Annotated in this window: 24 protein-coding genes; 17 read left to right on the top strand and 7 right to left on the bottom strand. The window is 69.1% G+C overall.

What is annotated here, in order from left to right; all coding sequences use genetic code 11:
• Positions 1-43 precede the first annotated feature (43 nt).
• From FBZ88_RS16655 to FBZ88_RS16640, 4 genes are all read left to right on the top strand, one after another.
• Positions 44-460, top strand: coding sequence for an RDD family protein (locus FBZ88_RS16655; protein WP_145618323.1), 417 nt, complete (start codon positions 44-46; stop codon positions 458-460).
• Between the two features lie 92 nt (positions 461-552).
• Positions 553-1983 carry a short-chain fatty acid transporter gene (locus FBZ88_RS16650; protein WP_145618322.1) on the top strand — a complete coding sequence of 477 codons (1431 nt, stop codon included), beginning with the start codon at positions 553-555 and terminating at the stop codon, positions 1981-1983.
• Between the two features lie 110 nt (positions 1984-2093).
• Positions 2094-2525, top strand: coding sequence for a hypothetical protein (locus FBZ88_RS16645; RefSeq protein WP_145618321.1), 432 nt, complete (start codon positions 2094-2096; stop codon positions 2523-2525).
• A 98-nt stretch (positions 2526-2623) separates the two neighbouring features.
• On the top strand, positions 2624-3241 hold the full coding sequence (locus tag FBZ88_RS16640; protein WP_145618320.1) for a GNAT family N-acetyltransferase: 618 nt from the start codon (positions 2624-2626) through the stop codon (positions 3239-3241).
• Between the two features lie 100 nt (positions 3242-3341).
• On the opposite strand, the gene FBZ88_RS16635 is transcribed toward FBZ88_RS16640, so the two are convergent.
• Positions 3342-3824 (bottom strand): glutathione peroxidase, encoded by a 483-nt coding sequence (locus tag FBZ88_RS16635; RefSeq protein WP_145618319.1) that lies wholly within the window; start codon positions 3822-3824, stop codon positions 3342-3344.
• A gap of 112 nt (positions 3825-3936) precedes the next feature.
• On the bottom strand, positions 3937-4332 hold the full coding sequence (locus tag FBZ88_RS16630; RefSeq protein ID WP_145618318.1) for a hypothetical protein: 396 nt from the start codon (positions 4330-4332) through the stop codon (positions 3937-3939).
• A 285-nt stretch (positions 4333-4617) separates the two neighbouring features.
• On the opposite strand from FBZ88_RS16630, the gene modA reads away from it, so the two are divergent.
• The 3 genes from modA to modC are packed head-to-tail and all read left to right on the top strand — an operon-like array spanning position 4618 to position 7254.
• A complete protein-coding gene (gene modA, locus FBZ88_RS16625; protein WP_246138700.1) occupies positions 4618-5433 on the top strand; it encodes a molybdate ABC transporter substrate-binding protein in 816 nt (271 codons plus the stop codon).
• A gap of 24 nt (positions 5434-5457) precedes the next feature.
• Positions 5458-6159: a molybdate ABC transporter permease subunit gene (modB, locus tag FBZ88_RS16620; protein WP_145618317.1), complete on the top strand. Its 702-nt coding sequence runs from the start codon at positions 5458-5460 to the stop codon at positions 6157-6159.
• The gene (modC, locus tag FBZ88_RS16615) at positions 6160-7254 is read left to right on the top strand and encodes a molybdenum ABC transporter ATP-binding protein (protein WP_145618316.1); all 1095 of its coding nucleotides are present in this window, start codon (positions 6160-6162) and stop codon (positions 7252-7254) included.
• Here the strand turns inward: modC and FBZ88_RS16610 are convergent.
• Positions 7251-8234, bottom strand: coding sequence for a TolB family protein (locus FBZ88_RS16610; protein WP_145618315.1), 984 nt, complete (start codon positions 8232-8234; stop codon positions 7251-7253). The two genes, modC and FBZ88_RS16610, sit on opposite strands and share 4 nt — an antisense overlap.
• 94 nt (positions 8235-8328) lie before the next feature.
• Positions 8329-8676, bottom strand: a complete 348-nt coding sequence (locus FBZ88_RS16605; protein WP_088873873.1) for a winged helix-turn-helix domain-containing protein — start codon at positions 8674-8676, stop codon at positions 8329-8331.
• Between the two features lie 136 nt (positions 8677-8812).
• On the opposite strand from FBZ88_RS16605, the gene FBZ88_RS16600 reads away from it, so the two are divergent.
• The 5 genes from FBZ88_RS16600 to FBZ88_RS16580 all read left to right on the top strand — a co-directional run bounded on the left by FBZ88_RS16600 (position 8813) and on the right by FBZ88_RS16580 (position 13382).
• Positions 8813-9523, top strand: coding sequence for a PadR family transcriptional regulator (locus tag FBZ88_RS16600; protein WP_145618314.1), 711 nt, complete (start codon positions 8813-8815; stop codon positions 9521-9523).
• Positions 9524-9532: 9 nt separating this feature from the next.
• Complete coding sequence (locus tag FBZ88_RS16595; protein WP_145618313.1) at positions 9533-10900, top strand: MFS transporter; 1368 nt, start codon at positions 9533-9535, stop codon at positions 10898-10900.
• Positions 10901-11024: 124 nt separating this feature from the next.
• Positions 11025-11354, top strand: coding sequence for a hypothetical protein (locus FBZ88_RS16590; RefSeq protein WP_145618312.1), 330 nt, complete (start codon positions 11025-11027; stop codon positions 11352-11354).
• A 157-nt stretch (positions 11355-11511) separates the two neighbouring features.
• On the top strand, positions 11512-12345 hold the full coding sequence (locus tag FBZ88_RS16585; protein WP_145618311.1) for a substrate-binding periplasmic protein: 834 nt from the start codon (positions 11512-11514) through the stop codon (positions 12343-12345).
• Between the two features lie 83 nt (positions 12346-12428).
• Positions 12429-13382 (top strand): NAD-dependent epimerase/dehydratase family protein, encoded by a 954-nt coding sequence (locus FBZ88_RS16580; protein ID WP_145618310.1) that lies wholly within the window; start codon positions 12429-12431, stop codon positions 13380-13382.
• 118 nt (positions 13383-13500) lie between these two features.
• Here the strand turns inward: FBZ88_RS16580 and FBZ88_RS16575 are convergent, their stop codons facing one another.
• On the bottom strand, positions 13501-14385 hold the full coding sequence (locus tag FBZ88_RS16575) for a LysR family transcriptional regulator (RefSeq protein WP_145618309.1): 885 nt from the start codon (positions 14383-14385) through the stop codon (positions 13501-13503).
• 144 nt (positions 14386-14529) lie between these two features.
• On the opposite strand from FBZ88_RS16575, the gene FBZ88_RS16570 reads away from it, so the two are divergent.
• The 5 genes from FBZ88_RS16570 to FBZ88_RS16555 all read left to right on the top strand — a co-directional run bounded on the left by FBZ88_RS16570 (position 14530) and on the right by FBZ88_RS16555 (position 18009).
• Positions 14530-15288 carry an SDR family oxidoreductase gene (locus tag FBZ88_RS16570; RefSeq protein WP_145618308.1) on the top strand — a complete coding sequence of 253 codons (759 nt, stop codon included), beginning with the start codon at positions 14530-14532 and terminating at the stop codon, positions 15286-15288.
• A gap of 33 nt (positions 15289-15321) precedes the next feature.
• Complete coding sequence (locus FBZ88_RS16565) at positions 15322-16218, top strand: SDR family oxidoreductase (RefSeq protein ID WP_211102691.1); 897 nt, start codon at positions 15322-15324, stop codon at positions 16216-16218.
• A gap of 148 nt (positions 16219-16366) precedes the next feature.
• Positions 16367-16498, top strand: coding sequence for a hypothetical protein (locus FBZ88_RS31360; RefSeq protein ID WP_281290142.1), 132 nt, complete (start codon positions 16367-16369; stop codon positions 16496-16498).
• Positions 16488-16769 (top strand): hypothetical protein, encoded by a 282-nt coding sequence (locus FBZ88_RS16560; protein ID WP_145618306.1) that lies wholly within the window; start codon positions 16488-16490, stop codon positions 16767-16769. The genes FBZ88_RS31360 and FBZ88_RS16560 overlap by 11 nt, the downstream gene beginning before the upstream one ends.
• 277 nt (positions 16770-17046) lie before the next feature.
• Positions 17047-18009 (top strand): NAD(P)H-dependent flavin oxidoreductase, encoded by a 963-nt coding sequence (locus FBZ88_RS16555; RefSeq protein ID WP_145618305.1) that lies wholly within the window; start codon positions 17047-17049, stop codon positions 18007-18009.
• 67 nt (positions 18010-18076) lie between these two features.
• On the opposite strand, the gene FBZ88_RS16550 is transcribed toward FBZ88_RS16555, so the two are convergent.
• Positions 18077-18421, bottom strand: a complete 345-nt coding sequence (locus FBZ88_RS16550) for a hypothetical protein (RefSeq protein WP_004272344.1) — start codon at positions 18419-18421, stop codon at positions 18077-18079.
• Positions 18422-18540: 119 nt separating this feature from the next.
• The gene (locus FBZ88_RS16545; protein ID WP_145618304.1) at positions 18541-19944 is read right to left on the bottom strand and encodes an O-antigen ligase family protein; all 1404 of its coding nucleotides are present in this window, start codon (positions 19942-19944) and stop codon (positions 18541-18543) included.
• Between the last annotated feature and the right edge of the window lie 18 nt (positions 19945-19962).

Raw genomic sequence — 19962 nt, 5'->3', positions numbered from 1 at the left:
CCGATCCCCGCATGCCGCCCTCGGCTCCGTTCCAAGGCCAACAGTGAATCATGCTGAAACTCAGGCAGCCACAGGCTTTTTCAACAGCCTGCTAGGCACGGCAACGGTGGTGAACATCGCGCTGTACCTCACCTACCACACGCTGTTCGTCGCCAGCGGCATGCGGGCGACGCCGGGCAAGCGCTTCATGACCCTGGTCGTGGCCCGGCCGGATGGCAGGCGCGTCGGTCCCGGCCTTGCCTTCGCCCGCATCGGCGTGCAGGAACTGCTGACCCTGCCGCTGCTGCTGATGCAATCCCAGGCCAAGACAGCACCGCTGTTGTACCTGGCGGTGGCACTAGTCGTCTGCGTGGCCCTGCTGGTCAACTACCTGATGGTGGCCTTCACCGACCAAAAAACCGCCGGCCACGACCGCATCTGCGGCACCCGGGTGTTCAAGACGCCGGATGAAGGGATATGACCGCCGTGACACCCCACCTTCCCGCTGGTTTTCCCCGCCCCCGCCGCTAAGGTTAATGGCGGCGGGGGAGGACCCGCGTGGAGGAAACGTGAATGGCAATCAACAAGATGGCCGGTAAGACGGCAGGTGACGCCGGGGCGGGCGACGAGGGGGTGCTGGCGCGTTGCGCCGTCGCCTTCACCCGCTGGGCGGAGAAATGGTTCCCCGACGCCTTCGTTTTCGTCGTCCTGGGGGTCATCATCGTCGCCGCCGGCAACCTGGCAACGGGCGCGCCGGTGGGTGCCGTCGCCGCTGGCGTGGGCGACGGCTTCTGGTCCCTGATCCCCTTCACCATCCAAATGTCCATGGTGGTGATCACCGGCTATGTCGTGGCCAGTTCACCGCCCGTACTGCGGCTGATCGAATGGCTGGCGCGGGTGCCGGCCACCGGCCGGGGGGCGGTCGCCTTCACCGCCTTCGTCAGTATGGCGGCCTCCTACCTCAACTACGCCCTCAGCCTCGTGCTGGGCGCCCTGCTGGTGCGGGCGCTGGCCCGGCGCCAGGACATCCGCGTGGATTACCGCGCGGCGGGGGCGGCCGCCTACCTGGGCCTGGGCGCCACCTGGGCCCTGGGCCTCAGCTCCTCGGCCGCCATGCTGCAGGCTAACCCGGCCAGCCTGCCCAAGGCGGTGGCAGACATCACCGGCATCATCCCCCTGAGCCAGACCATCTTTCTGTGGCAGTCCATGGTCATGGGCCTGGTGATTCTGCTGGTGTCCGTCGCCATCGCCTATTATTCCGCCCCCGGCGACGCGCAGGCCCGCACCGCCGCCGACCTGGGCGTGGACGTGACGGAGGCCGCCGCCGAAAAAGGAGGCGCCACCCGGCCGGGCGATTGGCTGGAGCTGACGCCCATCCTGCCGCTGGTCATCGTGGCGCTGGGCGCCGGTTTCCTGGTGCATGAGTTCCAGAACAAGCCGGCCCTCGGCGTCATCTCCAACCTCAACACCTACAACTTCTTCTTCATCATGCTGGGCCTGCTGCTGCACGGGCGGCTGCGCAGCTTCCTGACCGCCGTGTCCAAGGCGGTGCCCAGCACCGCCGGCGTGCTGATCCAGTTCCCCTTCTATGGCGCCATCGCCCAGTTGCTGACCCAGGTGCCGGGGTCGGACGGGCAGTCCATCTCCCACCATCTGGCGCATCTGTTCGTCAGCCTGGCCAGCGGCGGCACCTTCCCCGTCGTCATCGGCATCTATTCCGCCATCCTGGGCTTCCTGGTGCCCTCGGGCGGCGGCAAGTGGATCATCGAGGCGCCCTACGTCATGCAGGCCGCCATCGACGTGAACGCCCACAAGGGCTGGGCGGTGCAGGTCTACAACGCGGCCGAGGCCCTGCCCAACCTGATCAACCCCTTCTGGATGCTGCCGCTGCTGGGCGTGCTGGGCCTGAAGGCCAAGGATATTGTGGGCTTCAGCTTTACCCAGCTGCTGTTCCACCTACCTTTGGTGCTGTTCCTGCTGTGGCTGCTGGCGCCGGCGGCCTGACAGCGCCGCCGGCCCGGTTGCATAAACGCCGCAGGGTCGCCGTGAAATTGAAGGAGGGCGCCGGCCTGGGGTATCCTGCCGGCGCGCCTAATCTTGCCAGGGACATCGCCATGAAGACCGCCGCGCTGCTGCTTCTCGGTTCCACGCTTCTCGCCGCCGGCTGCGCCACCCAGCCGCTGACGCCTGAGGACGCCATCCACTACGCCGCCGCCGTGGCGCCGGACGTCTATTCCGACACCTATGTCATGGACGTGGTCGCGACCGGCAGGCAGAACGGCCGCATCTTCCTGAATTCGCAGGAGGACTATCGCGACCCGCACACCTTGACGATCGAGATCCTGCCCAGCGCCCTGCCCGCCTTCAAACAGGCCTACGGCGAGGATGCCGACGCCCATTTCAAGGGCCATCGCGTCACGGTGCTGGGTGAGGCGCGACGCGTCACCATCTGGTACCTGAACCAGAGCGGCGAGCGCACCGGCCAGTCCTATTACCAGACCCATATCGTGGTGTCCGACCCGGACCAGATCAAGATCGAGTCCTGACGGCCCCATATCGCCGTCCTATTCCGCCTGATGCCTTGCCAGGCCCGCGTCCCTTCGTGGAAGGTGGACGCGGGACTTGGTGACGGAAGGATGCCTTCATGGCGGATGCGGACGCGATACCCGCCCCGATGATCGTGCCCACCCTGGGCGACGGCGGCGTCATTCTGCGGCCCTTACGCCTGGATGATGTCGTAGCCCGCCTGGCCCTGGGGCGCGATCCGGAAATCCACCACCTGATGGGCTGGGACGGCAGCGGCGCGCCGGCAGGCTACACCCAAGCCGACGCCGATTTGTGGATGGCCGACCAACTGAAGTTCCCCTACAGCTGGGCCATCGCCCTGCCGGAGCCGGGGGCGCAGGGGGCGGACGGCCCTCTGCCCGACCGCATGGTGGGCAGCGTGCGCCTGGGCGGGGTGAACGACGCGCTGGCGCCGGGCCTGCGCACCGCCAGCCTGGGCATCGGCCTGCTGGACCCGGCGGTGCTGGACCGGGGGCTGGGCATGCGCGCGATGCGCCTGCTGTTCCCCTACGCCTTCGGTCCCCTGGGTCTGCACCGCATCGGCCTGCGCGTGCTGGCCATCAACACCCGCGCCGTCCATTGCTATGAAAAACTGGGATTCCAGATCGAGGGACGGGAGCGGCAAACCTATTCCCTGCTGGGCCAATGGCACGACAGCCTGGTCATGGGCCTGCTGGCCGAAGAATACCGAGGCTGACGCCACCGGCCACCATCCTGGCCAAAGGGCGACCGGTGACCGCGGGCGCGGCAGGGCGCGGGCCGAGGCCAAACCAGCGGACGCCCCCGCCTTGGGCCTGTCAGGCGGCCAGCGCGGCCTGGATGGCCTTTTCCAGCTTCTCGGGCTTGGCCACCGGCGGGTACCGCTTCACCTTGCCATCCTTGCCCACCAGGAACTTGGTGAAGTTCCACTTGATGGACTTGCTGCCCAGGAAGCCGCGGGCGCGACCCTTCAGATGCTCATACAACGGCTCGGCCTTGTCGCCGTTGACCTCGACCTTGGCCAAGACGGGGAAGGTGACGTCGTAGGTCAAGGAGCAGAAGTTCTGGATTTCCTGGGCGTCGCCCGGTTCCTGCTGGCCGAACTGGTTGCAGGGGAAGCCCAGGATGACCAGCCCCTGGTCCTTGTACTTGCGGTACAGGGCCTCCAGCCCCTTGTACTGCGGGGTGAAGCCGCACTTGCTGGCGACGTTGACCACCAGCACGACCTTGCCCTTATAGGCCGCCATGTCCACCGGGCCGCCAGCCGCGTCCCGCACCGTGTAGTCGTAAACCGTGGCCATGGCCTTCCCCCCGTTCCGTCCTGGCGGGAAGGCCCAAGGGTCCGGTGCCCAGGGGATTCCCGATCGTTCCCAAGGCTACAGGATGAATTATATTGTGCGCAAGGTAATTTGATTACACCAGCATGTTGACGGCGCTGATCTGCCCGCCCTGGCCGCCACCGTTGCTGGCGCCGCTGGCATCGCTGTCACCCGTCCCCGAACCGCCCTTTGCCGACGACCCGCTGCCGCTGGCCGCCTGGGTGGCCGGCGTGGTGGTCGTGGTGGTGGAACCGTCGGAATAGGTGACGGTGGTGGTGGTCGATCCATCCGGCGCCGTGGTGGTGACCGTGCTGGTCACCGTCTTGGTCGAGGAGCTGCCGCTGGCGCCCCCGGCCGAGCCGCTGCTGTCCGACGACGCGGCGGACGAGGATGACGCCGAAGACGACGCGCTGCCGGACGCGGCCCCACCGCCCTGCAGCAGGGAGCTGAGCGAGACGGTCATGTTGGTGCCGGATGAGATGCTGGTCATGGCGATGATCCCCAAGGCTTGAACAGGCGCAGGGCGAAGCCCCCGCGGATTGGTCGGAAGCCAGGGTGATGCCGCCCCTGGCCCGTCGCCAGCGGTAAGAGGGCATGCGGTCCGCCTGCAAATTCCGCGACTGCCTTTGGCCTGTCCGCCGTTGCGGAAGGCAGTCGTTCGCAGCACCGCGATGAAATGATCGATCCGGGCGGCGGATACGCGTGGCGACGGCCCCAATCACACGCTATATTCATCAGGATATAGCGTGTGATTGCAACGCGAGGGGGCAAGACAATGCGTGAAATGTGGAGCCGGCGGAGGCTGGGCCGGCTGACGATGGCCGGCGCCCTGGTGGTGGTGACAGGCCTGGGCCCTGCCCCCTCCCTGGCGCAGGGCGCCGGCCCCCTGGTGTTCGCCGCCGCCAGCCTGAAGAACGCGCTGGACAACGCCAACGCGGCTTTCGTCGCCGGCGGCGGGGCCAAGGCCACCATCACCTACGCCGCCAGTTCCGCGCTGGCCAAGCAGATCGAGGCCGGCGCGCCCGCCGACGTGTTCATCTCGGCCGATGAGGACTGGATGGACTATCTGGCGGGCAAAGGGCTGATCCAGCCGCCCACCCGGCGGGACCTGCTGGGCAACGACCTGGTGCTGGTGGCCCCCACCGATGCCAAGACCACCATCGAGATCAAGCCCGGCTTCGCCCTGGACCAGGCGCTGGATGCCGCGCAGAAGGGGGGCCGCCTGGCGGTGGGCGACCCGGCCGCCGTGCCCGCCGGCAAGTACGCCAAGGCCGCCCTGCAAAAGCTGGGCGCCTGGGACAAGGTGCAGGACCGCCTGGCCCCGGCGGAGAATGTGCGCGCCGCCCTGGCGCTGGTGGCCCGAGGGGAAGCGCCGCTGGGCATCGTGTACAAGACCGACGCGGTGGCGGAACCGGGCGTGCGCATCGTCGCCACCTTCCCCGCCGACAGCCACGCGCCCATCTTCTATCCCATCGCCCTGGCCAAGGAGGCCACCAACGCCCAGGCGGGGGCCTTCCTGGATTTCCTGGCCGGCCCCAAGGCGCGCCCCCTGTTCGAGGCGCAGGGTTTCACCGTACTGTCGGCGAAGTGATTCCTTCCTGACCGCTCGGCCCTCATGAACGATTTCGGTTTTGGTCCGGATGAGGTGGCGGCCATCCATCTCAGCCTGAAGGTGGCCATCTGGGCCACCTTGGCGTCGCTGCCCCCCGGCATCGCCGTGGCCCTGGCGCTGGCCCGCGGCCGGTTCTGGGGGCGGGACCTGTTGAATGGCATCGTCCATCTGCCCCTGATCCTGCCACCCGTGGTGACGGGCTATGCCCTGTTGCTGCTGATGGGGCGCCAGGGCTGGGTGGGCAAGCCCCTGGCCAGCATCGGCATCGTCTTCGCCTTCAATTGGACGGGCGCGGCGCTGGCCGCCGGCGTCATGGGCTTTCCCCTGATGGTGCGGGCCATCCGCCTGTCCATCGAGGCGGTGGACACCAGGCTGGAGCAGGCGGCCGGCACCCTGGGCGCGCCACCGCTGTGGGTATTCGCCACGGTGACCCTGCCCCTGATGCTGCCCGGCGTGCTGGCCGGCGCGGTGCTGGCCTTCGCCAAGGCGCTGGGCGAATTCGGCGCCACCATCACCTTCGTCTCCAATATCCCCGGCCGCACCCAGACCCTGTCGGGCGCCATTTACGCCTATACCCAGTCGCCCGGCGGCGACGCCGGCGCCCTGCGCCTGGTGGCGGTCTCGGTGGTGCTGTCGCTGATGGCATTGCTGCTGTCGGAAGCGCTGGCGCGCAGCGTCAGCCGGCGCATCAGCGGGGTGGCGTGAATGAGCGCGCGGCCCGCCCTTGACCTTGATGTAACCCTGCGCCAAGGCGCTTTCGACCTGGTGGCGCAAGTGACGGCCGGCCGGGGCCTGACCGTGCTGTTCGGCCAGTCAGGCTCAGGCAAGAGCACCCTGATCGACCTGGTGGCGGGGCTGAAGCGCCCGGACCGGGGCCGCATCGCCGTGGATGGCGTGCCGCTGGTGGACACCGCGGCCGGCCTGTGGCTGCCCCCCCATCGCCGCCGCGTCGGCTATGTCTTCCAGGAGGCGCGGCTGCTGCCCCACCTGACGGTGCGGCAGAACCTGCTGTATGGCCGCTGGTTCGCCCGCCGCCATGTGGCGGCGGAGGCGCCAACGCTGGACTCGGTGACCGACCTGCTGGGCATCGGCCCCTTGCTAGGCCGCCGCCCGGCCGGCCTGTCGGGCGGGGAAAAGGCGCGCGTGGCCCTGGGCCGCGCCCTGCTGGCCGCACCGCGCATCCTGCTGATGGACGAACCGCTCGCCGCATTGGATGAGGCGCGCAAGGCCGAGATCCTGCCCTATCTGGAACGGCTGCGCGACCACGCCGGCCTGCCCATCCTGTACGTCACCCACGCGGTGGCGGAGGTGGCGCGCTTGGCCACCACGGTGGTGATGGTAGACCAGGGGCGGGTGCGCGCCGTGGGCGCCCCCGGCACCCTATGGTCCCGCCCCGACCTGATGGACCTGACCGGCGGGGCGGAGGCGGGGTCGCTGCTGGACGCCGTGGTGGAGGGACGTACCGCCGACGGACTGTTCCAGTTGGACACCCCCGCCGGCCGCATCCTGGTGCCCCACCTGCCGCCCCACCTGGCGCTGGGCGCCCGCACGCGCCTGCGCATCCCCGCCCGCGACGTGCTGCTGTCCGACAGGGCGCCGCAGGGTCTATCGGCCCTGAACATCCTGCCCGGCATCGTCGCCGACGTGCGAGAGGACGCGGACGGCAGCCGGGTAGTGCGCCTGGAATGCGTGGGCGCCCCCGTGCTGGCCCGCGTCACCCGTACCAGCGCCGACACGCTGGGTATCGCGCCGGGTCAGCCCCTGTGGGCCATCGTCAAGGCCGTGGCCTTGGGAAGTTAGGGCAGCGGTTCGTAGCTGACAAAGGCGAAGCGCTGGCTGTCCGGCGACCAGGAATTGACGTTCAGGGAGCCCTGGCCGCCGAAAAAGGTCAGCAGGCTGCGGATGGGGGCGTCGGCCTTGGGCGTCCCGTCGCCCGGTAGGTCCATGAGGCGCAGCTGCACGCCGGGAATGCGGCCATCATGCGTCTTGGTGCCGGCGGGGAAGGACAGCATCAGCAGCTTGCGCCCATCCGGCGAGGGGTGGGGGAACCAATCCTCCAGCGCGTCGTGCGTCACCCGCTGGGCGCGTGACTCGTTGGGGCCGGCGCCATCGGCCGGCAAACGCCAGATGTCCCAGCCCCCCTGCCGGTCCGAGTTGATGTAGATCCAGCGCCCGTCGGGGCTGTAGTCCGGGCCGTCGTCGCTGGCCGCGATGTTGGTCAGGCGCTGTTCGGCGCTGCCATCCACCGGGCCGTCCACCGGAACGCGGTAAAGGTTGTAGGTCTGGGCACCGTTGCGCTTGGCGACGAAGGACAGCCACTGGCCGTCCGGCGACCAGCCGTGGAAATAGCTGGGCGTCGCGGGCGTCATGCGCCGCGCGTCCTCGGTCCTGGCCACGCCGTCCTTGCCCACGACATAGACGAAGCTGTCGCGCATGGAGCCCACCCCGCAGGATGCGGCGATCTTGTCCCCAATGCGGGTATAGGCCTTGTCGTTGTTGCAGCGCAGGTCGCCCATGGGGATGGCCTTCGGATGGCCGGCATCCGGCCCTGCCACCGGGATGCGGTAGAGGACGCCCTGGCTGTTGGCCAGCAGCGACTGGCCATCCGGCGCCCAGTTCGGCGCTTCCCATACCGTATCGTCGGTGAACAGCACCGTGGTCTTGCCGCTGGCGACGTCGAACAGGGTGATGCGGCTGCGGAAATGATCATTGTCGTCCGCATGGGCGATGACGGCCGTGGCCATGGCGGCGACGAACGTCGCGAAGCCGGCGAAACGCATGGGTGTACCTCCTGCCAATTCTTATGGTGGGAGGGATAGCACGAGGGCCGCGCGGCGTCTTCTGACAACGTTGTCCAGCCGGCCGCTTGTGACCTTAGGCGCCGGGTGGCCGCAGGCGGCCGGCCAAGCCGGCGCGGATGTCGGCCGTGGCCTCGGCCGCCGCCTTTTCCATGGCGCGATAGGCCGCCACCAGCTCTTGCCCGAACTCAGTCAGGGCGGCGCCGCCGCCCCCGCCGCCGCCCACCTGGGTGGTGACCGAGGGCTGGGCGAAGGTTTGGTTCAGGGCGTCCACCAGCTGCCAGGCGCGGCGGTAGGACATGCCCATGGCCCGCCCGGCGGCGGAGATGGAGTGGTGCTCGGCGATGGCTTCCAGCAGACGAATCTTGCCGGGGCCCACGGCGCCCTGGTCACCGAAATCAATGCGGAGGGTGAGGCGGTTCATGGGTGCGCATTGAATCGCGGGCGGCGCCCGCCCGCAAGGGGCATGCGCGGGGCCGAACGGAAAACCGACACGGTCATAAAACCCGGGTAAAAAGCCGATTGATAGTTTAATCCAACTATATTAGTTTGTTTAAACTATGAAAGCGGAACTCCTCATCCTGGGCGTGCTGCAGGGCGGCGACCTGCACCCCTATGAAATCAAGCGGCGGCTGACGGCGGCCCATGTCGACCATTACATCGACGTGGACGTGGGCACGCTGTACTACGCCGTGCGCAGCCTGGCGCGCGACGGCCTGATCGAGGCCAAGGGCGTGGAGGCGGTGGCCCGTGGGGGCGAGCGCACCACCTATGGCCTGACGCCCGCCGGCCGCGCCCGGTTCCACGCCCTGATGGCGGAACGGCTGGCCGACGTCTCGCCCCGCTATCACCCGCTCTATCCCGCGCTGATGTTCCTGCACCACGCCGATCCCGATGCGGTGGCGGACGCGCTGCGCCACCGCCTGGCGGTGCAGCGGGACTATCACCGACCCCTGAAGGCCTTGGCGGACTATCTGGCGCCCGTCCAATCCACCGGCATGCGGGCCATCCTGGAAAACGGCCTTGCCCACCTGGAAACGGAGAACGCATGGCTGGCCAGGCTGGTGGAAACCATCGAGGCGGGCGACATCCGTCCGCCCGACTATGACCGGGCGCGCCTGATGGGACTATTTCCGGCGGGCCAGCCGCCCCTGCCCCCGGAATACGCCCAGGGGCCACCACTAGTACCCCCGCCGCCGGTACCCCCGCCACCGGCGGCCAAGACCAGACGTCCCCGAGCGGCCAAAACCGCCAAACCCCCGTTGTCCTGAGGCAAGCCCATGTCCGCCAAGACAAAGCCGAAGCGTCCGCCCAATCCCCTGATGCGCAACCGCAATTTCCTGTGGCTGTTGGGTGGCGGCGTCATTTCCATGCTGGGCGACCAGTTCAGCCTGCTGGCCATGCCGTGGCTGGTGCTGGCCGTGACCAACGACACCCTGGCCATGGGCCTGGTGCTGGGCCTGATCAGCCTGCCGCGCGCCGTGTTCCTGCTGGTGGGTGGGGCGCTGGTGGACCGCTATCCCGCGCGCAGCGTGCTGCTGCTGACCAAGTACGTGAACGCCGTCCTGCTGGGCGGATTGGGCGTCGGGGTGCTGACCGGCACCCTGACCATTCCCGCGCTGTGCGGGGTGGCTTTCGGCATCGGCCTGGCCAGCGCCTTCAGCATCCCAGCCGGCACCACCATCCTGCCCCGCGTGGTCCCGGGCGACCAGCTGCAGGCCGCCAACGGCATGATGATGGGCCTGCGCCAGGCCACCTTGCTGCTGGGCCCGCTCATGGCCGGCGGCCTGATCGCCGTGGTGGGCGGCAGCGGCAAGGCCGCCGCGTCGGGGGCGCCGAGCGACCTAGCCGGCCTGAGCGCCGCCTTCCTGGTGGATTGCGCCACCTTCGTCATCTCCGCCCTGACCTTGTACCAGGTGCGCATGCTGACCCTGCCGGGTGACGGCCCGGCGCGGAAGGGTGAAAGCCTGGGCGCCGTCTTCCGCTCCATCGGCGATGGCATCCTCCATTTCTGGCGGGATCCGGAGCTCAGGGCCCTGTGCCTGTATTTCTCGGCCACCACCTTCTTCATCGGCGGGCCCTTGCAGGCGGTGCTGCCCGTCTTCGCCCGCGACCGGCTGGCGGACGGCGCCGACGGCTTCGGGCTGATGATGGGGCTGCACGGCGTGGGCACCCTGGTGGGCATGACGGTGTCGGGCGCCCGGCCCAACTTCCGCCTGCGCACGCTGGGCGCCACCATCCTGTTGATCGACAGCCTGGTGGCCCTGGTGTTCATGCCCATGGGCCTGGCCCAGCACACCTGGCAAGCGGCATTGCTGATGGCCATCGCCGGCTGTCTGGCGGGCTTCATCCAGATCGGCGTCTTCACCTGGATCCAGCGCCGCATACCGCCCGCCATGCTGGGCCGGGGCATGAGCCTGTTCATGTTCATCGTCATGAGCCTGGCACCCCTGTCGTCCGCCCTGTGCGGCTGGCTCATGCGCTACGTCCCGCCGCAGGTCATGTTCCTGGGTAGCGGCTTGGCGCTGTGGGGCATCGTCGCCCTGGGCCTGACGTCGAAGTCACTGCGCGCCATCGCCATGCCGGTCCGCACACCGCCGGCGGCGGCACCCGCGGAGACGCCCATCGAAAACCCCGCAGCGGTGTAGCGCGCCCCGGCGGGGGGCTAGCCCGAACGGCCCTCTCCGTTTGGCAGCCTCCCGCCGCCGGGGGGCCGATGTTAGGGTATGCAACGTCCCGACCGACCTCTTCTTCCCCGAAGGAACCGGCCAGATGACGCCACCCGACATTCCCGATACCGATCTTCAGATCACCGACCCGGCGCGCGCCCTGTACAGCCAGGATCCCGATGGGGCGGCCGCCCGCATGCGCCATCTGTTCCAGGCCGGCACGGCGGGCCAGGCGGCGGACTGCCGCGCGCTGGCGGAACTGCTGCTGAACGCCGCCACCGACATGACGGCGGGTGACGCGCTGGCGGTGGAGGCCATCCTGGACCGCCAGCCGCCGGAAATTCGCGGTTGGCTGTTGCAGCGCGCAGCGGCCCTGGCCGCGGCCAGCGGCGTCGTGCGGCATAAGATCGCCAGCGCCGCAAACCTGCAGTGACGCGGGCGGTCGTCGCGCCCCCGTCATCGTTAAGAAAATTGGGCCATCGTTAAGGAATTGGTAGGTAATCCGGGCGGACAATACCCTATTCCGCCCGGCCCCCTTGTTCGCCCCTTCCCGGCGCGGATCTTCCCCGCAGCGCCGCCGCCAGGAAGCGATGTCCAGTACTCCCGCCGCAGTCCGTTGCCCCCTTGCCCCCCGCCCCGTGCGGCTGGCGGCGCTGTGCCTGGGCGCCTTGCTGGGAACGGCGCCGGCGGCCCTGGCGGGAGAGGCGGCGGTGTCCCTGACGCTGATCACCGAGGAAAACCCGCCGCTGAACTATACCGACCCCGCCACCGGACGGTTGACGGGCATCATGGGCGATTTGCTGCCGTCGCTCATGACGGCGGCGGGCATCGCCTACCAGGTGCAGGTCATGCCGTGGCGCCGCGGCTATCACACGGTGCAGGAGGTGCCGGGAACCTGCCTGTTCGCGGTGAACCAGACGCCGGAGCGGCAGACCCAATTCCAGTGGGTGGCACCCATCGCGCAAGGCGGCGCCGCCCTGTTCGCCCGGGCGGACTGGCTGCACTACGATCGCGCCCATCCCGACGGCACCCACACCCTGACCAGCCTGGACGAGGTGAAGACCCTGGCGGCCGAGGCCCAGGCGCGGGGGACGCCGTTGTCCATCCTGGTGCCGGTGGGCACCATGCTCGCCACCACCCTGCGCGACCAGGGGCTGGACATCACCGAGGTGTCGCTGGCGAACCAGATGCCCATGCTGGCCGCCGGGCGCGCCGACCTGGCCGCCGCCGGCGCCATCAGCGGCCGCTGGCTGGCCCGCCAGGCGGGGGTGGCGATCGAGCCGGTGCTGACCTTCAGCGTGGCCCCGGTGGGCATCGCCTGCAACCTGGGCACCGACCCCGCCCTGGTGGCCCGCCTGCGCACGGCGCTGGAGGGCTTGCGACGCGACGGCACACTGGATCGCATTATCCGGAACTATCAGTAAAGCTTGGCGGTTTCCCCCGTTGCCCTGCCGCCCGCGTCCGTGTCATTGAGGCGGAACGCAAGGGCAGGCACGAGGAAACGGACATGGCCAAGATCGTGGTGACCGGGGCCACCGGGTTCGTGGGCCGCGCGTTGCTGCCCCGGCTGCTGGCCGGCGGGCATGAGATCATCGCGGTGGTGCGCAACGCCGGCGGCGGCCTGCCTGCGGGCGTGACCCCGGCACCCGTGGGCGACCTGGCCGGCCCGGTGAACTGGGCCCCGGTGCTGGAGGGGGCGCAGGCCCTGGTCCACCTGGCGGGCCTGGCGCATCAGCGCAACGTCACGCCAACCGCGTTGCAGGCCCTGAACGTCACCGCCACCGTGCGCCTGGCCCAGGCGGCGCAGGCGGCGGGGCTGCGTCGCCTGGTCTATGTCAGCAGCGTCAAGGCCCAGGGCGATCACAGCCCCGGCCGTCCCCTGACGGAACTGGATCCCGCCCTGCCGGAGGACGCCTATGGCCAGTCCAAGCGCGCGGCGGAAGAGGCGCTGACCACCCTATGCCCGCCGGACAGCCCTCTGTCGCTGGCGATCCTGCGGCCGCCTTTGGTTCATGGGCCGGGGGCGAAGGCCAACATGGCGGCCTTGCTGCGCCTGGCCACGCGCTGGCCTGTGGTGCCCCTGGGCGGCATCGCCAACCGGCGCAGCCTGGTCAGCCTGGACACCCTGGCCGACGCCATCACCCGAGCGGTGGAACGGGAGGAAATCACCGGCACCTTCCTGGTCGCCGATCAGCCCGCCCTGTCCACCAGCGGCCTGGTGGCCACCTTGGCCGCCGCCGCCGGCAAGCGGCCGTGGCTGGTCCCCCTGCCGGCGGCGTTCTGGAGCCTGGCCAGCCGCCTTCCCCGCCTGTCCGGCATCGCCGACCGCCTGACGGGATCGCTGGAGATCGACGACAGCGCCTTTCGCGCCGCCTTCGACTGGCAGCCGCCGCTGAACCAGGACGAGGCCCTGGCCCGCACGGTGAGGGCCTATTTGCACGAGACCCGCGCTACCCTTTAAGCGGCATCCATGCCGCAAGGACGCGACCGCGTCCGCCGCAGCATTTCGGGGAGCGTCAAGCGGACTGAAATGCGAGGAAGCCAAGGCCACGGATGTGGCCGCCCGGCGCCTGAGGGAATTAACGGAAGAGTCCCACCGCCCAGTCGACGAATACCCGCACGCGCGGCGACAACTGGCGGTTGTGGGGATAAAGGACTGAGACGGGAATGGGCGGCGGTGGATAGAGGGACAGCACCTCCACCAGCCGTCCCGACGCCAGGTCCGGCCCCAGGTGATAACGCGGCGTCTGGATCAGGCCCAGGCCCAGGCGGGCCACCTCGGTGAAGCTTTCCGCGCTGGCCACACTGACCCGCCCCGGTAGGGTCAGGCTGCGCTTCTCTTCCCCCACCATGAATTCGAAGGGGAAGGGCCGGCCGGTGGTGGATGAGACGAAGTTCACCGCCTGATGCCCGTCGGCCAGGTCATCGGGCGTGGCGGGCACGCCGTGGCGCTCCAGGTAGGCGGGGCTGGCCACCGTGGCCTGGGGCATCAGGCCGACGCGGCGGGCGATCAGGGCGCTGTCGCGCGGCTCCCCCGCGCGCAGCACGCAGTCTACGCCCTCACGCACGAGATCGACCAAGCGGTCGCCTTCGGTGATGTTCAATTCCAGGCCGGGATGGCGGGCCAGGAAATCCGGCAGGGCGGGGAATAGGAAGTGCCGCGCCAGCTTGCCATGCACATCCACCCGCAGCAGGCCCTTGGGATCGGTGGCGCGGAAGGCGCCCTCCGCCTCCTCCATATCGGCCAGCAGGCGCAGGCAGCGCTGGTAGAAGGCCTCGCCATCCAGCGTGGGGCTGACGTGCCGCGTGGTGCGGTTCAGCAGCCGCGTGCCCAGCCGCCCCTCCAGCTGTTGCAGGGTGTGGGTCACCGTCGCCCGGGGCATGCCCAGATCCTCCGCCGCCGCGGTGAAGCTGCGCCGTTCCACGATGCGGGTGAAGACGCGCATGGCGTCGAAGCGGTCCATGGGTTGCCGGCTGATTGTTGATCATTTTTGGATAATGATGGCAAACATACGCCATTTATCCATAAACAGCCAGAGCGCACCTTTCCTTCATCGACTGCAGCGGCCCGCGACGATGCGGGCTGAACCGAAGGAAAGGATCACGTCATGACCACGAATACGAACGGCAAGAAGGTCGCGCCCAAGGTGGCGCTGGTGACCGGTGCGTCCCGCGGCATCGGCGCCGCCATCGCCGAGCGGCTGGGCCGTGACGGCCACACCGTCATCATCAACTACGCCGGCAGCGCCACCGCCGCCGAGGCCGTGGCCGCCAAGATCGAGGCCGCCGGCGGCCGCGCCCTGACCGTGCAGGCCGACGTGGCCGACGCCGCCGCGGTGAGGACCATGTTCGACCGGGTGGAGGCCGCGTTCGGTGGCGTCGACATCCTGGTCAACAACGCCGGCATCATGCCGCTGGGCGCCATCGCCGACATGGGCGACGACGCCTTCGACAAGCTGATGGACGTCAACCTGAGGGGCACCTTCAACACCCTGCGCGAGGCGGCGCAGCGCCTGCGCGAGGGCGGCCGGGTCATCAACTTCTCCTCCAGCATCGTCGGGCTGTACCCGCCCACGTACGGCGTGTACGCGGCCACCAAGGCGGCGGTGGAGGCCCTGACCGTGGTCATGGCGCGGGAAATGCGCGGCCGGTCCATCACCGTCAACGCCATCGCCCCCGGCCCGACCGCCACCGAACTGTTCCTGAACGGCAAACCGCAGGAGGTGGTGGACCGGCTGGCCAAGCAGGCCCCGCTGGAGCGCCTGGGCCAGCCCGAGGACATCGCCGCCGCCGTAGCCTTCCTGGCCGGCCCGGATGGCGCCTGGATCAATGGCCAGGTGCTGCGCGCCAACGGCGGCATCATCTGAACCGGCACCAGAGGGAATGAGGAGTATGCGATCATGAGCCAAGTCATCGTCATCACCGGCGCCTCCAGCGGGTTCGGCGCGCTGGCCGCCCGCGCCCTGGCCCAGGCCGGTCACACCGTCTACGCCACCATGCGCGACACCCTGGGCCGCAACGCCCCGCAGGTGCAAAAGGCCAAGGCCTACGCCGCCGAACAGTGCGTGGACCTGCGCACGGCGGAGATGGACGTGCAGTCCGACGCCTCGGTCGAGGCCGCCGTCGCCCAGATCATCAATGAGGCCGGCCGCCTTGACGTCATCGTGCACAACGCCGGCCACATGTCCTTCGGCCCGGCCGAGGCCTTCACCCCGGAACAGTACGCCCAACTGTTCGACATCAACGTGCTGAGCACCCAGCGGCTGAACCGCGCGGCGCTGCCGCACCTGCGGCGCCAGGGCAAGGGCCTGGTGGTGTGGGTGTCCAGCAGCAGCACCCGGGGCGGTACTCCGCCCTATCTGGCGCCCTATTTCGCCGCCAAAGCCGCCATGGACAGCCTGGCCGTCAGCTACGCCTCGGAACTGACCCGCTGGGGCATCGAGACCGCCATCATCGTCCCGGGCGCCTTCACCAAGGGCACCAACCACTTCGCGCATTCGGGCTCCCCCGCCGACACGGGCCGCGCCGCCGAATACAATCAGGGGCCCTACGCCGATGTGCCGGATCGCGCGCTGAAAGGCCTGGCGGCGCTGGAGCCGCCGGACGCCGACGCCGCCAGCGTGGCCGAGGCCATCGTGCGGGTGGTGGATCTGCCCCATGGCAAGCGCCCCTTCCGCACCCATATCGACCCGTCGCAGGACGGGGCGGAGGTGGTGAACGGCGTCGCCGACCGGGTGCGGGCCGAAATGTTCCGCCGCATCGGGCTGGAGGATCTGCTGTCGCCCAAGGTGGCGTGAACCTGGGGCACCCAACCCGGAACCGTAGTTTCCTAAACCAACCCGCGTAGACCGGATGGGGGTGCCTTAGTACTAGGGCACCCCTTTTCGTCATGGGCAAGCAGAGCCCTGGAATTCACCCACCTTTCCGCCTACGTCGGACTGCTTCATGACAGGTGGCGGTGCCCATGCTAGCGTTCCACCTGTGATTGGTGATTTGCAGTCTTATTTCCTGATCCGTGAAAAAGACTTGGGGGCGCTGTTGAAACCCTTGCTGACCGGAGGAAATCTTGAAGAATAATCGTCACCGTTTCCTGTGGCGCGGCCTGCTGGCCGCCGCCGCCCTGACCACCGTCGCCGCCTGCGGGTCGACCCGGCCCGAGCGGGTGGATCTCAGCCACAGCTATCGCATGGTGGACGAGCGCGGCCGTACCGCTGGCCAAGTGGTGTTTTATCCGGCCGGTGGCGGTGCCGTTTACGACGCCGACAACAACCTGATCGGCAGCGTCGCCCCGCCCAATTCCACCACCATGGCGCCGCCCCCGGCGCCGGTGCCGCGCAATTATCCCTAAAGTTCTCCCGGCCCTCAGACACGTGGTTCCCCTCCCGCCTGAGGCTCCTTGGGTGGGGACCGGCTGCCCCCGGTCCCCACCCATTTTCTTGCGTCCGTGCCGTTAAAAATTTCTTGGCGCGCGGCAGTGGGCTGCGCCTGGGCTTTAAGCTTTTCGGCGGAAAAGCAGCATCCTCCCCCGCATTGACGGCCCTCCGACCCCATGGCATTGAGGCTGGACCGGCCCTACGCGGCCGCTCAAGAAATGCCGGCCAAGAACTTAGGGGAGACGCCGTTCCATGAGCCTGCCGCCCGTCCTTGCCCAGAACCTGGCGCTGCCGGTCATCGCCTCGCCCATGTTCATCGTGTCCAACCCGGATCTGGTCATCGCCCAATGCCTGGGTGGCATCGTCGGGTCTTTCCCCGCGCTGAACGCCCGGCCGAAGGAAGCGCTGGATGAGTGGCTGACGCGGATCGACACCACCCTGGCCGACGCCCGCGCCGCCAATCCCGACGCCAAGATCGCGCCCTATGCCGTGAACCAGATCATCCACCAGTCCAACGACCGGCTGGAGCACGACATGGAGGTGTGCGTGCGCCACAAGGTGCCGATCATCATCACCTCGCTGCGGGCGCCCGGTGACATCGTCCCGCACGTCCATGGCTACGGCGGCTTGGTGTTCCACGACGTGATCAGCTTGCGCCACGCGGAAAAGGCGCTGGAGGCCGGTGTGGACGGGCTGATCCTTGTGGCCGCCGGCGCCGGTGGCCATGCCGGGGCGCTGAGCCCTTTCGCCCTGGTCGGGGAGGTGCGGCGCTTCTACGATGGCCCCATCATCCTGTCCGGCGCCATCGCCACCGGCGACGCCATCCTGGCGGCCCAGGCCATGGGGGCGGACCTGGCCTACATGGGCACCCGCTTCATCGCCACGACCGAGGCCAATGCCGCCGCCGGCTACAAGCAGGCCATCGTGGAGGCCAGCGCGTCCGACATCGTCTACACGCCCTTCTTCACCGGTGTCGCCGGCAACTACCTGAAATCCAGCATCGTCGCCGCCGGCATGGATCCGGACAACCTGCCCCAGGTGGACCGCAGCAAGATGAACTTCGGCGCGGCCGCCTCGGGCGCCAAGGCATGGAAGGACATATGGGGCGCGGGCCAGGGCGTGGGCGCCATCGGCGACGTCCTGCCCACCGCCGACCTGATCGCGAAACTTAAGGACGAATACGCGGCCGCCAAGAAGCGCCTGCTGGGCCTGTAAGCGTTGGTATAAATAAGAAGGGGCGCGCCAGCCGGACCGGCGCGCCCCTTTTTGCTTTCGAGCGGCCTCAGTGGTCGGACCCGTGCAGGATCTGGCCACGGATGCCGGTGTCGTAGGCCAGGCCCGCCTCGGTCACGATGGCGGCGTTGGGGAACTGCGACTTGATCAGGCCCTTGCGCTCCAGCGCCACCCAGGCGGCTTCGTTGGACAGGCCGGTGGCATCGGCAGACATCACGGTGTAAGGCCCCAGGTGGAAGTGGTTGCCGTGCGCGTGGGGGAAGCGGTCGACCATCACGCCGCCCTCGACCACCGGCTGGCCCACACCCTCAAGCCCAGCCAGGACCTGAAGCAGGGTCAGGGTCTTCAGCTGCAGGGCATTCAGGTTCAGCGGGTTCTTTTTCACGGGCGGCATGGGCGGGTCCTCAAAGGAAGGGCGGTTGGGCAATGAATATGGGGTTGCCATTTACCCCCGCCAGCCCGCCGGGGGCAAGCCGTCAGCAATGCTGGCCTGCCCCAATGCTGCCCCCGGCGTCAGGCCTTGCCGGCCCGCGTCCACCATCCCGCCGGCAGGTTCAGTTCCAGCAGACCCGCCGCCAGCATGATGCCGCACAGCCACCAGGTCTGCCACACGCCGTAGGAGAAGCAGCCCACCGCGATGGTGGCGGCGATGGCGGCCAGCGCCGTGGCCTGGGCATAAGCCGGCAGGCGCCGCGTGCCCCAGGCCAGCCCCACGCCCAGCCATGTGTAGAGCAGGCTGCCCACCACCCCCAGCTCCAGCAGCACCTGCAGGAAAATGTTGTGCGGATGTAGGGGGATGATGGGGGATTCGGGGTGGAACTTGGAAACCTCGCCCTCATCCGGGATGTTGCGGGAACTGTCCAGTCCCCAGCCGAGCAGGGGCTTTTCCAGGATGCGGCGGGCGGCCACGTCCCAGATTTCCACCCGGTGGCGGAAGCTCCACGGCATGCGCGCCTCTTCCGTCAGGCCAGCGCGGTGCAGGGCCAGCGAGATGGGGATGGAAAGGGTGGGACCGGCCACCAGCGCCACGATCAGCAGCACCCGGGCCGTGCGTGCGGAAAGCCGCGCCAGGCCGTAGAACACAAGGCCCGCGCCCAGGCCCACCTTGGCCGAGGCGCTGGTGCCGCCCAGCGCCGCCAGGAAGAAGGCCGCTGGCATCACCCAGGCCCAAGGCATGGCCCGCCCAGCCGGGGGCAGCCTCATCGCCGCCAGCGCCGGCAGGCGGGCGACAGCCCCCCGGCCGGTGACCCAGGCCAGGCGAGCCAGGCCCAGACCCAGGGGCCAGGCCAGCGTGGCGAACAGCACGGCGGGCCGGTTCAGCGCCCGGTCATGGTCTACTTTCGTGCCCTCAAGCGCCTTTTCCAGGCGGTAGATGGGCTGGTCGCCCACCACCTCGACGGCGAAGATGGCCAGGCCCACCAGCATGCCGATGACGGCCCAGCGGATCAGCAGCCAGCGTCGCTGCTCATCCACCTCGCGCAGGGTGCCGATCCAGAACAGAAAGGGCACGACGGTGTAGAGGAAGGTCAGCAGCTGCCCCACGCCGTCCTTGCGCACAGGCGTCCACAGCACGGACACCGCCCCCAGCAGCAGGCACAGCGCCAGGGGCAGCAGCGGCGTGGCACGCCAGGTCGCGCGGGCGGTCAGCAGGGTGGGCAGCCGACGGGCAGTGAGCACGTAGAGGATGCCGCCCAGGAAGGACAGGCTGATCAGTGCGGGTGCCGTGCCCAAGGGCAGCAGGGCGCAGACGAAGCCCAGCACGGTGAGCAGGAACAGCGTCAGGCCCGTCCATGCCAGGCTGAAAGGCGCCGCTTTCCGGGATATGGCAGTGGGTTCAGCCGCCGGCGGGGCGGCGGGCAAGGGGGACTTGATCGGTGCACTGGCCCGCAGTTCGCGCGTGGTCTGGGTCGACGACATCTTGCTCCAGCGTATCTC

The sequence above is a fragment of the Nitrospirillum bahiense genome (assembly GCF_007828025.1).
GTDB lineage: Bacteria > Pseudomonadota > Alphaproteobacteria > Azospirillales > Azospirillaceae > Nitrospirillum > Nitrospirillum amazonense.
Note: the sequence above shows the minus strand (reverse complement) of the source record. Positions and strands in the feature narration are given on the sequence as shown.

What these genes read in the sequence shown, in the direction of transcription:
- FBZ88_RS16650 (WP_145618322.1), top strand. Translation starts at nt 553, where the DNA reads ATGGCAATCAACAAGATGGCCGGTAAGACGGCAGGTGACGCCGGGGCG.
- FBZ88_RS16645 (WP_145618321.1), top strand. Translation starts at nt 2,094, where the DNA reads ATGAAGACCGCCGCGCTGCTGCTTCTCGGTTCCACGCTTCTCGCCGCC.
- FBZ88_RS16640 (WP_145618320.1), top strand. Translation starts at nt 2,624, where the DNA reads ATGGCGGATGCGGACGCGATACCCGCCCCGATGATCGTGCCCACCCTG.
- FBZ88_RS16635 (WP_145618319.1), bottom strand. Translation starts at nt 3,824, where the DNA reads ATGGCCACGGTTTACGACTACACGGTGCGGGACGCGGCTGGCGGCCCG.
- FBZ88_RS16630 (WP_145618318.1), bottom strand. Translation starts at nt 4,332, where the DNA reads ATGACCAGCATCTCATCCGGCACCAACATGACCGTCTCGCTCAGCTCC.
- modA (WP_246138700.1), top strand. Translation starts at nt 4,618, where the DNA reads ATGCGTGAAATGTGGAGCCGGCGGAGGCTGGGCCGGCTGACGATGGCC.
- modB (WP_145618317.1), top strand. Translation starts at nt 5,458, where the DNA reads ATGAACGATTTCGGTTTTGGTCCGGATGAGGTGGCGGCCATCCATCTC.
- modC (WP_145618316.1), top strand. Translation starts at nt 6,160, where the DNA reads ATGAGCGCGCGGCCCGCCCTTGACCTTGATGTAACCCTGCGCCAAGGC.
- FBZ88_RS16610 (WP_145618315.1), bottom strand. Translation starts at nt 8,234, where the DNA reads ATGCGTTTCGCCGGCTTCGCGACGTTCGTCGCCGCCATGGCCACGGCC.
- FBZ88_RS16605 (WP_088873873.1), bottom strand. Translation starts at nt 8,676, where the DNA reads ATGAACCGCCTCACCCTCCGCATTGATTTCGGTGACCAGGGCGCCGTG.
- FBZ88_RS16600 (WP_145618314.1), top strand. Translation starts at nt 8,813, where the DNA reads ATGAAAGCGGAACTCCTCATCCTGGGCGTGCTGCAGGGCGGCGACCTG.
- FBZ88_RS16595 (WP_145618313.1), top strand. Translation starts at nt 9,533, where the DNA reads ATGTCCGCCAAGACAAAGCCGAAGCGTCCGCCCAATCCCCTGATGCGC.
- FBZ88_RS16590 (WP_145618312.1), top strand. Translation starts at nt 11,025, where the DNA reads ATGACGCCACCCGACATTCCCGATACCGATCTTCAGATCACCGACCCG.
- FBZ88_RS16585 (WP_145618311.1), top strand. Translation starts at nt 11,512, where the DNA reads ATGTCCAGTACTCCCGCCGCAGTCCGTTGCCCCCTTGCCCCCCGCCCC.
- FBZ88_RS16580 (WP_145618310.1), top strand. Translation starts at nt 12,429, where the DNA reads ATGGCCAAGATCGTGGTGACCGGGGCCACCGGGTTCGTGGGCCGCGCG.
- FBZ88_RS16575 (WP_145618309.1), bottom strand. Translation starts at nt 14,385, where the DNA reads ATGGACCGCTTCGACGCCATGCGCGTCTTCACCCGCATCGTGGAACGG.
- FBZ88_RS16570 (WP_145618308.1), top strand. Translation starts at nt 14,530, where the DNA reads ATGACCACGAATACGAACGGCAAGAAGGTCGCGCCCAAGGTGGCGCTG.
- FBZ88_RS16565 (WP_211102691.1), top strand. Translation starts at nt 15,322, where the DNA reads ATGAGCCAAGTCATCGTCATCACCGGCGCCTCCAGCGGGTTCGGCGCG.
- FBZ88_RS31360 (WP_281290142.1), top strand. Translation starts at nt 16,367, where the DNA reads ATGACAGGTGGCGGTGCCCATGCTAGCGTTCCACCTGTGATTGGTGAT.
- FBZ88_RS16555 (WP_145618305.1), top strand. Translation starts at nt 17,047, where the DNA reads ATGAGCCTGCCGCCCGTCCTTGCCCAGAACCTGGCGCTGCCGGTCATC.
- FBZ88_RS16550 (WP_004272344.1), bottom strand. Translation starts at nt 18,421, where the DNA reads ATGCCGCCCGTGAAAAAGAACCCGCTGAACCTGAATGCCCTGCAGCTG.
- FBZ88_RS16545 (WP_145618304.1), bottom strand. Translation starts at nt 19,944, where the DNA reads ATGTCGTCGACCCAGACCACGCGCGAACTGCGGGCCAGTGCACCGATC.